Origin of the sequence: Aquirufa echingensis, assembly GCF_042714525.1 — a bacterium.
Classification (GTDB): domain Bacteria; phylum Bacteroidota; class Bacteroidia; order Cytophagales; family Spirosomataceae; genus Aquirufa; species Aquirufa echingensis.
The window spans coordinates 485,940-498,866 of record NZ_JBBKYA010000003.1 but is presented as its reverse complement, the minus strand read 5'-3'; the positions used below and the strand labels follow the sequence as shown (position 1 = coordinate 498,866).

The 12,927-nt window shown below is 42.9% G+C and carries 12 protein-coding genes; 9 read left to right on the top strand and 3 right to left on the bottom strand.

Annotation, left to right across the window (positions count from 1 at the left end; translation table 11 throughout):
- Both SKC38_RS07455 and guaA read left to right on the top strand, forming a co-directional pair.
- Window positions 1-1,167, top strand: a complete 1,167-nt coding sequence (locus SKC38_RS07455) for an exo-beta-N-acetylmuramidase NamZ family protein (RefSeq protein WP_377976509.1) — start codon at window positions 1-3, stop codon at window positions 1,165-1,167.
- 59 nt (window positions 1,168-1,226) lie between these two features.
- On the top strand, window positions 1,227-2,750 hold the full coding sequence (gene guaA / locus SKC38_RS07450; protein WP_377976508.1) for a glutamine-hydrolyzing GMP synthase: 1,524 nt from the start codon (window positions 1,227-1,229) through the stop codon (window positions 2,748-2,750).
- A 187-nt stretch (window positions 2,751-2,937) separates the two neighbouring features.
- Here the strand turns inward: guaA and pepT are convergent, their stop codons facing one another.
- Window positions 2,938-4,200 (bottom strand): peptidase T, encoded by a 1,263-nt coding sequence (gene pepT / locus SKC38_RS07445; protein ID WP_377976507.1) that lies wholly within the window; start codon window positions 4,198-4,200, stop codon window positions 2,938-2,940.
- Between the two features lie 181 nt (window positions 4,201-4,381).
- On the opposite strand from pepT, the gene SKC38_RS07440 reads away from it, so the two are divergent.
- Both SKC38_RS07440 and SKC38_RS07435 read left to right on the top strand, forming a co-directional pair.
- Window positions 4,382-5,644 (top strand): citrate synthase, encoded by a 1,263-nt coding sequence (locus SKC38_RS07440; protein ID WP_377976506.1) that lies wholly within the window; start codon window positions 4,382-4,384, stop codon window positions 5,642-5,644.
- Window positions 5,645-5,727: 83 nt separating this feature from the next.
- Window positions 5,728-6,222: a septal ring lytic transglycosylase RlpA family protein gene (locus SKC38_RS07435; RefSeq protein ID WP_377976505.1), complete on the top strand. Its 495-nt coding sequence runs from the start codon at window positions 5,728-5,730 to the stop codon at window positions 6,220-6,222.
- Here SKC38_RS07435 and SKC38_RS07430 read toward each other — a convergent pair.
- Both SKC38_RS07430 and SKC38_RS07425 read right to left on the bottom strand, forming a co-directional pair.
- The gene (locus SKC38_RS07430) at window positions 6,219-7,418 is read right to left on the bottom strand and encodes an OmpA family protein (RefSeq protein ID WP_377976504.1); all 1,200 of its coding nucleotides are present in this window, start codon (window positions 7,416-7,418) and stop codon (window positions 6,219-6,221) included. The two genes, SKC38_RS07435 and SKC38_RS07430, sit on opposite strands and share 4 nt — an antisense overlap.
- Window positions 7,419-7,421: 3 nt before the next feature.
- Window positions 7,422-8,069 (bottom strand): 7-carboxy-7-deazaguanine synthase QueE, encoded by a 648-nt coding sequence (locus SKC38_RS07425; protein ID WP_377976503.1) that lies wholly within the window; start codon window positions 8,067-8,069, stop codon window positions 7,422-7,424.
- Between the two features lie 90 nt (window positions 8,070-8,159).
- On the opposite strand from SKC38_RS07425, the gene SKC38_RS07420 reads away from it, so the two are divergent.
- Genes SKC38_RS07420 through SKC38_RS07400 form a run of 5 tightly spaced genes read left to right on the top strand, consistent with a single transcriptional unit; the run spans window position 8,160 to window position 12,886 of the window.
- A complete protein-coding gene (locus SKC38_RS07420) occupies window positions 8,160-8,465 on the top strand; it encodes a hypothetical protein (protein ID WP_377976502.1) in 306 nt (101 codons plus the stop codon).
- A gap of 1 nt (window position 8,466) precedes the next feature.
- Entirely contained in the window at window positions 8,467-10,383 is a 1,917-nt protein-coding gene (gene nadE, locus SKC38_RS07415) for an NAD(+) synthase (RefSeq protein WP_377976501.1), read from the top strand.
- Between the two features lie 5 nt (window positions 10,384-10,388).
- Window positions 10,389-11,147: a type III pantothenate kinase gene (locus SKC38_RS07410; RefSeq protein ID WP_377976500.1), complete on the top strand. Its 759-nt coding sequence runs from the start codon at window positions 10,389-10,391 to the stop codon at window positions 11,145-11,147.
- 1 nt (window position 11,148) lies between these two features.
- Window positions 11,149-12,198, top strand: coding sequence for an agmatine deiminase family protein (locus tag SKC38_RS07405; RefSeq protein ID WP_377976499.1), 1,050 nt, complete (start codon window positions 11,149-11,151; stop codon window positions 12,196-12,198).
- Window positions 12,191-12,886: a hypothetical protein gene (locus tag SKC38_RS07400; protein ID WP_377976498.1), complete on the top strand. Its 696-nt coding sequence runs from the start codon at window positions 12,191-12,193 to the stop codon at window positions 12,884-12,886. Before SKC38_RS07405 ends, SKC38_RS07400 begins: the two co-directional genes overlap by 8 nt.
- Window positions 12,887-12,927 lie beyond the last annotated feature (41 nt).

Below are 12,927 nucleotides of genomic sequence, written 5' to 3'. Positions count from 1 at the left end.
ATGGGATTGCTTCGAAACTACAAACTAATCTTCGTATTGTTTTTTGGCATTAGCCAAATCGCTTATAGTCAAGCTATTCCCGGAGCTTATCAGACGAAATCATATTTACCTATCTTACAAGGCAAACAGGTCGCACTGGTGGTGAATCATACGTCCATGATTGGGAATACGCATTTGGCCGACAGTCTTTTATCCTTGGGTATTCAAGTCAAACGAATTTTCGCGCCTGAACATGGTTTTCGTGGAACGGCGGATGCTGGCGCACACATTGATAATGAGGTTGATTCGAAAACGGGTTTAGCTTTGGTTTCCTTGTATGGAAAACATAAGAAACCTACACCGGAAGATTTGCAAGGCATCGATGTCGTGATTTTTGACATACAAGATGTAGGGACACGTTTTTATACCTATAGCTCGACGCTTTTATATGTTCAAGAAGCCTGTGCAGAAAACAAAGTCAAATTGCTCGTCTTAGATCGCCCAAATCCCAATGGACATTATGTGGATGGACCCGTTTTGGATCCCACTAAATTTGCCTCTTTTGTTGGTCTGACTGCAATTCCTATCGTACACGGATTGACGATGGGCGAGTATGCCAAAATGCTGAACGGTGAAGGTTGGCTAGCAAATAAAGTAACATGTGACCTACAAGTGATTCCTGTTGCAACATATACACATAAAAGTGTCGTGCATGTATCTATCGCACCTTCTCCTAATTTGCCCAATGATCAGTCGATCGGTTTATATCCTTCTTTGTGTTTGTTTGAACCCACCATCGTAAGTGTAGGTCGTGGGACAAATACGCAATTTCAGGTGATCGGTACACCAAACCCAGCGGCTGGGGAGTATCGTTTTACCCCAATACCTCTTCCAGGTGCGATGGATCCTCCTTTAAAAGGGCAATTATGTTATGGCAAAGATTTACGAACGGTATCTACCCGAAAACTAGGATTTAGTCTGAGCTATTTGATCGAGATGTTTGAGAAGACCGGTCGGAAGGAAAGCTTTTTTACTTCCCCTTCCTTTTTTGATAAATTGGCGGGGACCGATAGCCTCCGTTTAGCTTTGTTGGCCGGGAAATCTGAGCAAGAAATTCGTGCTGCTTGGAAGCCAGCTTTAGACGCATATAAAGAAATGCGGAAGCGTTACTTAATTTATCAAGATTAGTTTTCGGTTTTTGCCTAGAAATTGCGACCTTTGCCGTTTATTTTTAAGCAAAAGGCTTTATGGCGGAAAAAATTATTATCCTCGACTTTGGTTCTCAAGTGACGCAATTAATTGCGCGTCGTATTCGTGAGGCACAAGTATATTGTGAAATCCATCCTTTTAATCACATTCCTGAAATCGATGCTTCGGTGAAGGGGATTATTTTGTCGGGAAGTCCTTGTTCCGTACGTGAAGAAGATTCACCACGGGTTGATTTGAGCTTGTTTGGTAGCTTGCCTATTTTGGGTATTTGCTATGGAGCGCAATTATTGGCACATCAGGGCGGAGGCTCCGTGCAGAATTCAGGTCATCGTGAATACGGCCGCGCACACATGACGAGTGTCAAAGAGAGTCCTTTGTTGAAAGGCTTATCTGCCACGGGTCAGGTTTGGATGTCACACGGCGATACGATTATGGAATTGCCTGCTGAATATGAATTAATTGGTTCTACGGAGACGGTTCGCGTGGCAGCTTTTGCACATGTTTCGAAGCCAATCTACGGGATTCAATTTCATCCGGAGGTGACACACTCAACCGAAGGCAGCATTTTAATTCAAAACTTTGTATTAGGTATTTGCGGATGTGCACCTACGTGGACGTCAGATTCATTTGTGGATCGTACTGTGGCTGAATTGAAGGCCAAAATTGGTTCAGATAAAGTGGTATTAGGCTTGTCGGGAGGCGTGGATAGTTCCGTTGCGGCGGTTTTATTGCACCATGCGATTGGCAAGAACTTATATTGTATTTTCGTTGACAATGGTCTTTTGCGCAAAGATGAATTTGAGCAGGTATTGGAATCTTACCAAACCTTGGGCTTGAACGTGAAAGGTGTTAATTCCAAACAACGTTTTTATGATGCCTTGAAAGGTTTATCGGATCCTGAATTAAAGCGTAAGGCAATTGGTAAGACATTTATTGAGGTATTCGATGAGGAGGCGCATTTAATTGAGGGTGTTTCTTGGTTAGGTCAAGGAACGATTTATCCCGATAAAATTGAATCGGTTTCTTTGAAGGGGCCAAGTGCAACGATTAAGTCGCATCACAATGTGGGTGGTTTACCTGATTTTATGAAATTGAAGATCGTAGAACCCTTAGACGCCTTGTTTAAAGACGAAGTTCGTTTGGTGGGTAAAACCTTAGGGATTCCACAAGATATTTTGGGAAGACACCCATTCCCAGGTCCGGGATTAGGGATTCGTATTTTGGGCGATATTACCCCAGAGAAGGTGGATATTCTTCAAAAAGTAGATGCCATTTTCATCAATGGATTGAAGTCGGAAGGTTTATATGACCAAGTGTGGCAAGCCGGTGCTATTTTATTGCCGGTGCAATCTGTGGGTGTGATGGGCGACGAGCGTACGTATGAGCAAGTTGTTGCATTGCGTGCTGTGACGAGTGTGGATGGTATGACTGCCGACTGGTGTCATTTGCCCTATCCTTTCTTGGGTCGTATTTCGAATGAAATTATTAATCAGGTCAAAGGCGTTAATCGCGTGGTGTATGACATTTCGTCGAAACCACCTGCAACGATTGAGTGGGAATAGATTCTTTGGCAAAGCTTTAAGCTTTGCCAAAGTTTGAGGCGTTTTTCACGCCGATTCTTTTTTTTTGTATTCCTGAAGGCTTTGGCAAAGACTAAGTTCCAAGGTCTAATTGCCGCACTAAGTGCGTCTCAAACTTTGGCAATCCTTGAAGGTTTGCCAAAGAGACTAGACGCGAAGTATCGCGTCTCTACTTTTCAGCCACTAACCCCGCCAAATACACCACCGTCTCCGTCGCCTTGTTCATATCCTGCACGGAAACCCATTCTTGCCGACTGTGGAAAGCGTGTTCTCCCGCAAAGATATTCGGGCAGGGGAGACCCATAAATGTCAGACGTGAACCATCTGTACCCCCACGAATCGAACGTGTTTCTGGATTTAAGCCGGCTAAGCGCATCGCTTCCATCGCCAAATCCATGCAATGCGGATGATGCTGGAGAACCTCGTACATGTTTCGGTATTGTTCTTTTTGTTCGAAACGTACCGTTGATTTCGGATAGTTTTGCATGACCTGAGAAGCAATTTTCTGAAGTTCCTCGCCATAGGTTTTCAATCGACTAGCATCGAAATCTCGTAAAATAAAGTCTATCTGAGCTGTTTCGACATCCCCTTTAATATCGGTTGGGTGAATGAAACCTTCTTTTTCTTCTGTCGTCTCGGGGCTGCAGGTGTCTTTGGGAAGTTTGGCAACTATCTCAGCCGCAATTTTTAAGGCACTTTCCATTCGACCTTTGGCAAAACCGGGGTGTTGAGAAATCCCCTGAATGTAGATATGAAAGCTATCGGCTGAAAAGGTTTCATTTTCTAGGTGTCCACGTTTTTCCCCGTCTAAGGTATAGCCGAATTGGGCGTTGATTTTGGCAAGATTGATGTTGTCGGTCCCACGACCCACTTCCTCATCAGGCGTAAAGACAATCGTAATTGGACCATGCTGTACTTCAGAGTGTTTTACCCAGAATGCCACCGCATCCATAATTTCTGCGACTCCGGCTTTGTTGTCGGCGCCCAATAATGTCAATCCACTAGCTGTAATGATATCATTTCCAATTTGCTCCGCTAAATCAGGGTGATCATTCATTCGAATAACCACGCTTGGGTCATCCGGCAGAACAAGGTCTTGGCCCTGATAATTTCGATGAACGATGGGTTTTACATGTTCTCCGGAACAATCTGGCGAAGTGTCCATGTGCGAGCAGAAGAAAATGCCGGGAACCTCATGGCTAACATTGCTTGGAAGTGATGCATATACATATCCGAATTCATCTAATTCAGCGTTGTGAATACCCAAATCAATTAATTCCTGCACCAAAACCTTTCCTAGGTTTTTTTGTTTGAAAGTGGTGGGACTGCTAGACGAAGCAAGATCTGATTGAGTATCAATTTGTACGTATTGAAGAAACCGCTCTTGAGCGCTAAATGCGTAGCTTTTGAATAATTCAGAGATAAGAGCCATGAAATCAATATTTTTTTGAAATATGCGAAGAAAAAATTGTGATAATTAAATTTATTTTAATTGGATTAATAAAGGTAAGCAACCTTTCAAAATATCGTATTATCTTAGAGGCTTGAATTTGGTGAACAGTACTAAACTGTCTCTGAATTGCTAGACCTTATACATTATATTTATTAAGATTATGTCTCAAAATGCAGTGATCAATGTGGATGGTAAAAGTTTTGAATTACCAACTTTGGAAGGTACAGAACACGAAAAAGCCATCGATATCGCCAAATTACGTGATTTGACAGGTTATATTACCTACGATCCGGGTTATAAAAATACAGGCGCAACGAAAAGTGCTATTACATTTTTAGATGGCGAAGAAGGAATTTTAAGACACTGCGGGTATAGCATTGAAGAATTAGCTGACAAAGCTAGTTTCTTAGAAGTAGCCTATTTGTTGTTGCATGGTGAATTGCCTACTCAAGCGCAATTAGATGCGTTTGAGGCTGCTGTTCAAAAATATACCGTGGCTAATCAAGCTTTGTTGAACATTGCACAGGTTATCCCAACTTCCACACACCCAATGAGCGAATTATCTGCTTTGGTAGGTTTGATGGAAGGTCAATATTCAACGGACGAGAAAGAAGATAATATCTTACGTTTATTAGCTGCTTTGCCTATTTATGCAGCTTGGAATTACAAGAAAAGCATCGGCGAAGGTATCGTTGCTCCAGACCAATCATTGGATTATTGCTCAAACTTCTTGAAAATGATGTTTGCAAAACCAGGTGAGGCATATGAGGTAAATGCGATCGTTTCTAAAGCGATGAATAAATTATTGATCTTACATGCTGACCACGAGCAAAACTGCTCTACATCAACAGTTCGTTTGATTGGTTCATCTCATGCAAGTTTGTTCTCAAGCATTTCAGGTGGTATTATGGCCTTGTTTGGTCCATTACACGGAGGTGCAAATCAAGCCGTGATTGAGATGTTAGAAGAAATTAAAAATGCTGGCGGTGATACTGCAAAGTTTATCGCCATGGCGAAAGACAAGAATTCAGGTTTCCGTTTGATGGGCTTTGGTCACCGTGTTTACAAAAACTTTGATCCACGCGCTCGTATCATTAAAAAAGCGGCTGATGATGTGTTGACAGCTTTAGGCGTTCAAGATCCGATTTTGAAAATCGCACAAGAATTAGAGGCAGCTGCGTTAAGCGATGAGTATTTTGTTGCTCGTAAGTTGTATCCAAACGTCGATTTCTATTCAGGAATTATTTACCGTGCTTTAGGAATCCCAACGAACATGTTTACGATTCTTTTCGCTATCGGTCGTCTTCCAGGTTGGATTGCACAACACCAAGAAATGATGACGAATAAAGAGCCAATCGGCCGTCCTCGTCAAATTTATGTAGGTGCGACGCCACGTGCATTTGTCGATATCAACAAGCGTTAATCCGCTTTAAGATTTGTTAAAAAGGCCCTCCATCGTGAGGGCCTTTTTGTTTTATAGACTTTAAGGGACTAATTTTGCCAGCTATGAAGCAAATAAAACATGTCTTCCTGCTTAGCTTGTTGGCCTTCACCAGCCTTCACGCTCAAACGCAGCAAGGACTCGGAACGTTTTACCATATACGCCATTGGGGTAGTAAAACAACTTCCGGAGAACCTTATCATCCTTTTGTATTTTCAGCCGCGCATCGCTCTTTTCCTATGGGAACTTGGGTTGAGGTGGAATTCCCTAAAACAGGTAAAAAGACGATTGTTCGTGTCAATGACCGTGGACCATTTTTGCGAGGAGGGGTCATTGATGTTTCCAAAGTAGCCGCGCAAGAATTGGGTTTGGTATCTTATGGAATTTCGAAAGTGAAGGTTCGCGCACTGACAACGGAGGAATTAACGGATTCATTGAAGACCTTTTTATTAAAACGAGATTCGCTCGCGAAGGAAGAACATCCCACGCCGATTCGTAAAAAGTCTAGTAAAAAGAAAAAACATAAAAAGCGGAAAGCCAAGAAACGCAAGAAGCGTTAGTGTACGATAATCTCAATCCGACGGTTTTGTTTTCGATCTAAAGCTGTCGGATTTTTAATTTTAGGCTGGGTATTTCCAAATCCAATCGTTTTAATTCGTTCCGGATTAATCTTGTGTTGAATTAAAACCATTTTGATACTTAATGCTCTTTTCTCTGAGAGTAAAAGGTTTTTTTCAGCGCCGCCCACTTCATCGGTATGTCCTTGGATTTCGACCTGTTTGGTTGGATTTTGCGTGAGGTATATGATCAGTTGGCTTAAGCTAGGCGGTATCGAATCCAATTGCCATGCATTGGTTTCAAATTCAATGTCGTCGAATTTGATTTGCTCAAACACAATAACAGGACTTGAATCCTCAAAGGTCGAATCGGGGATGAAAATCCGCACAATGCCTAAATCTTGATTTGGTTTATTGAGTCTACGAGAAATGTAATAGAATTCTGCTTGCTCGCTTGGTGTAATTCCCGCATCATGGTAATCCGTGTTTATGCGTTGGATTGGCTTCGCTGGCTGATCGGAAATCGGGTAGGGGATTTGGTAGAAATCTAAACCGCCTAAACCTCCCTTTTTATTGCTGGAGAAGATGAAGCGGTTTTTCTTGGCTAATAGATAAGGCCCCTGTTCATCTTCCGCACTATTTATGCTCGTTCCTAAATTGACCGGAAATTGCCATTGCCCGACTTCGTCTTTGGTAGAAACCCATAAATCGCGTTTCCCAAATCCTCCCGGTCGGTCAGATGCAAAAAACAGTTTGCCGCCATCGTTACTTAGATGCGGTTGACCTTCCCAATCATGGCTATTCACTCGAAAACCTAGGTTTTTGGGCTTTGTCCACGATTCATCGATCCAGTGCGTTTCATATAAATCACAGCCTCCAAAGGAATTCGGATATTCGCAACCCGAGAAGATCATGTGTAAACCATCAGCCGAAAATGTAGGCGTTCCCTCGTTGTTCTCTTGATTTAATTCGCTGATGGGTAGTGCAGTGTCGAAATGCCCATCTTTCCAATTGGCATAATAGATTTCCTCGTCCGAATTCAATTCTTTTCGGACCGTGAAATACAGTTTTTGTTGGTTCGGTAAGAACTGAGGAAAATATTGCGTTCGATACGCGTTGATCACGGGATCCACGGATACCACTGCAAGTGAATCGGAAGGCTCAAATAAAGTCAAGAAAGGAATGAGCCAGGCCAACATACCTTAAGGGATTTGTAGGAACTTATGGGTTTGAACCGAAATTTGCCAAATTGGATTGGTTTTTACAAATTCTACGATGAGTGGATTCATGCTTGCTTGCTTAGACCATTCAGGTTGCATGTATAAATGCGCGTTCGAATTGATTTTGCTAGCCCAATCTTGCGCCCAAGCAACATCTGAGGGATGGAAAATAACCACCTTCAATTCATGTACAAACGGAAGTATGGCTGGATTCGGTTCTTTGAATTTCTTTGGGGAAAAACAAATCCAATCCCATGATCCCGTAAATGTCTCACAAACGCCAGATGTTTCAATGTGTGTGCGAAATCCGGCTGTTTGAAAAGCTTCTGTCAATGGACCTAAATCATGCATCAAAGGCTCTCCACCAGTAATCACAACTAAACGACCCGGAAAAGCGAGGGCTTCTGATAATAATGTGTCAACAGATTTAATTGGATGAGTATCTACCGGCCACGATTCTTTGACGTCGCACCAGTGGCAACCTACATCGCAACCACCCAAACGAATAAAATATGCGGCATGGCCTTGGTATTTTCCCTCGCCTTGAATCGTGTAAAAAGATTCCATGACGGGGTATTCAAAATCACCTCTTTTTAAAACCGATTTTATATCTTTGGTCTTTAATTCCATATTGGCCTAAATTGTATGTAAAAATACGGGTTGATTTGTAATTTAACTAATAAGGATTCGTTCTAATTGATGAATTCTTTTTGATGTTACATGGTATATAGATCTTTTTCCAGAACCTTTTTGTTGCTATGCCTGGGCTGTGTTTTTTGCCTTTGTTTAGCGGGATGCTGGTCGGCACGTTGCCCGCGTGCAACATGCCATGTGCGTGTGGAACATCGGCATGGGGAAAATTATTACCGACCACATGAGGCCTTGTCATGGATGTGGACTCCTCGATACAAACATGTTCGTTCCGTTTCTTATTCCGAATTAGCGACAAAATCTTCGAAACCAGCGCGTCTTTGGAATCGGATTTTTAAACCAAGTCCAAAAGTTTCAGCACAAAAGCCTAGATAATATGCCAAAAATTCATGTGGCCGCTGGGGTTTTAAACCAAACACCCCTGGATTGGGAAGGCAACTTCCAACGAATTATTGGAGCAATTCAAGTCGCGAAAGACGCCGGAGCAAATCTATTGTGCTTGCCGGAAATGTGTTTGACAGGTTATGGTTGTGAGGACCAATTCTTTTCTCCATTTACGCAGCAAAAAGCGCAGGAATCTGTACAGAAACTACTCGATTATTCCACGGATTTAGTTTTGTTGGTGGGTCTACCCATTACATACGAATCCCGATTATACAATGTCGTTGCTGTTCTCTATCAAGGCAAAATTCAGGCTTATATCCCCAAACAGCATTTAGCAAACGAAGGCATACATTATGAAGCACGCTGGTTTACGCCTTGGCCTGCGGGTGTAAGAACCAGGATTGATAACATTCCCTTCGGAGATTATCGCCTCGGTTTAGGAGAAATTACCTTCGGAATTGAGATTTGTCAAGATGCCTGGGAAGGTGAGAAGCGGCCTGCGCATGCTTTAGGGAAACGTGGGGTTTCATTTATTTGCAATCCGACTGCCTCGCATTTTTCGTTTGGGAAATCGAAGGTGCGCCAACAATTAGCTATTGAAGGTGCGGAAATTATTCAAGGGGGATATGTATTTGCCAATTTACTCGGCAATGAATCCGGTCGGACGATATTCGACGGAGATGCCTACATTGCTCAAAATGGACATATTTTAGCGCAAACGAAGCGTTTTTCGTTTCAAGATGCTCAGGTGATTGCCTGTAGTCTCGATGTACTAGGATATCCTACTGAGGCAGATGATCTAGTTTCAATAGGTGAATTGAAGAGCAAAAATGGCATAATTATTAATCCTGAAATAGACGCTTGGGAATCCTCAAGCCATATTAAAGAAGAAGAATTTTCGCGTTCCATTGCCTTAGGTTTATGGGATTATTTGCGAAAATCGTATTCGTATGGATATGTTATTTCCCTTTCGGGAGGAGCAGATTCCTCCGCGATTGCTTCTTTATGTGCTACCGCAGTTCATTTAGCCGTGGAAGAATTGGGTTGGGAAGCTGTTAAAAAGTGTTTGGCCTATATACCTTGGATTAATTCGTGTGCAAACGAGAAGGACTTGGTTGCTCAGTTGATGACGACCATCTACCAAGGAACGGTCAACTCGTCAGCAGATACCCGCGAATCTGCTGCTGCTTTGGCAGCCAGCATCGGAACGGAACATCATGAAATTGAAATTGATGGCTTGGTTCAAGGCTATCGGGGACTAATCGAACAAACAATTCAGCGTCCTTTAACTTGGGAACAAGACGATATTACGTTGCAAAATGTTCAGGCTCGTGTTCGTGCCCCAGGCGTATGGATGTTGGCCAATATCAAAAATGCCCTACTTTTAGCCACCTCGAATCGTTCAGAAGCCAGTGTGGGTTATGCCACCATGGATGGCGATACCTCGGGTTCTATTTCACCGATTGCCGGTATTGATAAAGCGTATTTGCGGACTTGGTTGCGATGGATGGAGAAAGAAGGATTGGGGGGTCAATGGCGAGTGGCTGGTTTGGCAAATGTGAACCAATTAGAGCCGAGTGCGGAATTACGGCCATTGGATAGCAAGCAAGTGGATGAGGAAGATTTGATGCCTTATCCGATATTAAATTCGCTTGAACGCTGGTCGTTTTATGAACACCAAAGCCCAGTAGCTTGTTTGGAGTCCTTGAAACAAGTTTATGGTGCACATTATAGCCGAGAACAATTGGATGGATTCATTCATCGGTTTTTCCGTTTATGGGCACGCAATCAGTGGAAACGGGAGCGTTATGCGCCAGGTTTCCATGTAGATGACTATAGCTTAGATCCCAAATCGTGGTTGCGATTTCCGATCTTGTCGGCTGGTTTAGAAAAAGATTTACCACAATAATATATATGCATTTAGTCGTTGACATTGGGAACACGGATATCGTCTGTGGGTTTTACACAGCGGAAGGCTGGCAAGTTCATTTGCGAACGCCCACGCATCAGCCTTGGACGGCTATTCGATTGGAGCATTGGATTCAAAAAGAATTGGCGGAAAAGGGATTTGAAGGGGTGAAAGTTGAATCTGTGTTGATTAGTTCCGTGGTTCCTCCTGTGTTGATTCAAATTCAAAAAGGTTTGGAACATTGGGTGGGATTTCCGGTGAAAATCATGGGCCCCGAATTGTATAAATCCTTGCCGATTGAGGTGGTGAGTCCGGATGAAATTGGTGCCGATTTGGTTGCTAACTCGGTTTATGCACATCATCATTATGACTCTGAGGTATTGATCGTGGATTTTGGGACTGCATTGACCTTTACTTTAGTTGACCAAAATGGTAAAATGCAGGGAGTTTCCATCGCTCCAGGTTTAAAAACGGCTGTGAAATCTTTGTTCTCACAAACTGCTCAATTGCCTGAAGTGCCTTTGGAGATGCCTGATTCAGCTTTAGGTTTTGATACGGTTTCTGCCATTCAATCGGGTATTTTGTGGGGATATGTGGGGATGGTGAAAGAAATGATTGCGCGGGTGAAGACAGAACGAAAAGTGGAAGTTAAAGTCATTGCTACAGGTGGGCTTTCGTCCATTTTGACTCCCTTAGAGCAATATTTTGATGAAGTTAACAAATTGATTACGCTAGAAGGATTGCGGATTATCGCACAATTATAAAATGAAAACACCAAAAGAATTAGGCTTTTATTTTCCTGCAGAATGGGAACAGCATTCATCCACTTGGATTACTTTTCCGCACAATGATCATTCGTGGCAAGGGGATAAATTAGCTGAAATGTATCCCGAGTATTTTGGATTGATCAAAGCTATTTCGCAAGGAGAAGTGGTTAATATTCAAGTTAATGATGCGGATTTAGCCCAATTTATCGAGTCTCAATATTTGGTTTATGGAATTGATGCGGCGCAAATTCGTTTGCATATTCAGCCTACGAATGATGCCTGGTGTCGCGATCATGGACCTGCGATTTTGCTTAATCAATCGAATAATGAGCGCTTAATCGTCGATTGGGGCTACAATGCTTGGGGTGGAAAGTATCCGCCCTTTGATTCGGATAATGAATCCCCAACTCGTGTAGCGGAAATTTTGGGACTTAAAAAAGTAAGTCCTGGTATAATCATGGAAGGTGGTTCGGTCGATTTCAATGGAGCAGGGACTGTTTTAACGAGTCGGTCTTGCTTATTGAATCCTAACCGGAATCCACATTTAAGTCAGACTCAAATCGAGCAATATTTATGTGATTATTACGGCGTCGAACAAGTTCTTTGGGTTTCCGATGGGATTGTGGGGGATGATACCGATGGACATATCGATGATACCGTTCGTTTTGTGAATGAGGACACGGTCATTGCGATGGTTGAGCCGAATGAGCAAGATGAAAATCATGCGGTATTGGATCAGAATTTAAAAGAATTGAAGGCGATGCGCTTACCGAATGGCAAGCCTTTGAATATCGTGGAGATTCCTATGCCAGCGGCAGTAGTGATTGATGAGTTTCGCGCGCCAGGTTCTTATGCGAATTTTTACATTTGCAATGCGGGTGTTTTGGTGCCAACTTTTGATTGTCCGCAGGATGCATTTGCTTTAGCGACTTTAGCACAATTTTTTCCAGATAGGCCCGTTATTGGACTTTCGGCGAAGAAAATCATTTGGGGGCAGGGGAGTTTTCACTGCTTGACCCAACAAGAGCCGGCTGCTAAACATGCGTAAATTCATTTATTTTCTTGCTTTGCTTTCGATGATGGCTTGTCGGCGAACGACTGTACCTTCTTCAGTTCAGGCAAATCCTGTTGTCATTACCCAAGAGAAACCACGCGAAATTAGTTTGCAACTAGCTTCCATCACGGCCTACGATATTCAAGAAAATGTGAATTTGAAGGATGAGCTTTGGGTAGAATATAACCTTGTGGCCATCAAGGAAGGTAAAATTCTGCGCATGGAAACGGCTTCACGGTTTCTGGGAGGTGTTCGACAAGGCGATAAAATCGCCTTGCATACGATTCCTGCCTTACGAATGCTATTGAATCCCGGTGACCAATTGGGTTTACAGGTTTCCCTTTGGGAGTTGGATGATTATACGAAGGATCAACATTTGTTGAACCAAGTCAATCAATGGGGAGGTATGTTGCAAGTTCCTTTAATGATGGTCGAGTGGAGTGCCGTTAGCAATCCCATTTCCTGGTTTTTATGGGGAGCGCGTTTGGGCAGTTTAGGTTTACATTATTGGTCGAAGCAAGATGGTCGGGATTTGTTGGGCGTATCGGAATTGCAATGGGATTGGTCAGCTTTGCCCAAAGGAAAGTCTACGCGATTTAAGCGCGGAAATTGGAATGGTGGGAAAGCGGGTTTGGATGCCTATCAGTATGGCTATGCTTATCGAATCCAGGTAAATGAATAAAGAATTAGGCCGGTAAATTGCAGGTTTTTGTGTAATTTTGT

What these genes read in the sequence shown, in the direction of transcription:
- SKC38_RS07455 (WP_377976509.1), top strand. Translation starts at nt 1, where the DNA reads ATGGGATTGCTTCGAAACTACAAACTAATCTTCGTATTGTTTTTTGGC.
- guaA (WP_377976508.1), top strand. Translation starts at nt 1,227, where the DNA reads ATGGCGGAAAAAATTATTATCCTCGACTTTGGTTCTCAAGTGACGCAA.
- pepT (WP_377976507.1), bottom strand. Translation starts at nt 4,200, where the DNA reads ATGGCTCTTATCTCTGAATTATTCAAAAGCTACGCATTTAGCGCTCAA.
- SKC38_RS07440 (WP_377976506.1), top strand. Translation starts at nt 4,382, where the DNA reads ATGTCTCAAAATGCAGTGATCAATGTGGATGGTAAAAGTTTTGAATTA.
- SKC38_RS07435 (WP_377976505.1), top strand. Translation starts at nt 5,728, where the DNA reads ATGAAGCAAATAAAACATGTCTTCCTGCTTAGCTTGTTGGCCTTCACC.
- SKC38_RS07430 (WP_377976504.1), bottom strand. Translation starts at nt 7,418, where the DNA reads ATGTTGGCCTGGCTCATTCCTTTCTTGACTTTATTTGAGCCTTCCGAT.
- SKC38_RS07425 (WP_377976503.1), bottom strand. Translation starts at nt 8,069, where the DNA reads ATGGAATTAAAGACCAAAGATATAAAATCGGTTTTAAAAAGAGGTGAT.
- SKC38_RS07420 (WP_377976502.1), top strand. Translation starts at nt 8,160, where the DNA reads ATGGTATATAGATCTTTTTCCAGAACCTTTTTGTTGCTATGCCTGGGC.
- nadE (WP_377976501.1), top strand. Translation starts at nt 8,467, where the DNA reads ATGCCAAAAATTCATGTGGCCGCTGGGGTTTTAAACCAAACACCCCTG.
- SKC38_RS07410 (WP_377976500.1), top strand. Translation starts at nt 10,389, where the DNA reads ATGCATTTAGTCGTTGACATTGGGAACACGGATATCGTCTGTGGGTTT.
- SKC38_RS07405 (WP_377976499.1), top strand. Translation starts at nt 11,149, where the DNA reads ATGAAAACACCAAAAGAATTAGGCTTTTATTTTCCTGCAGAATGGGAA.
- SKC38_RS07400 (WP_377976498.1), top strand. Translation starts at nt 12,191, where the DNA reads ATGCGTAAATTCATTTATTTTCTTGCTTTGCTTTCGATGATGGCTTGT.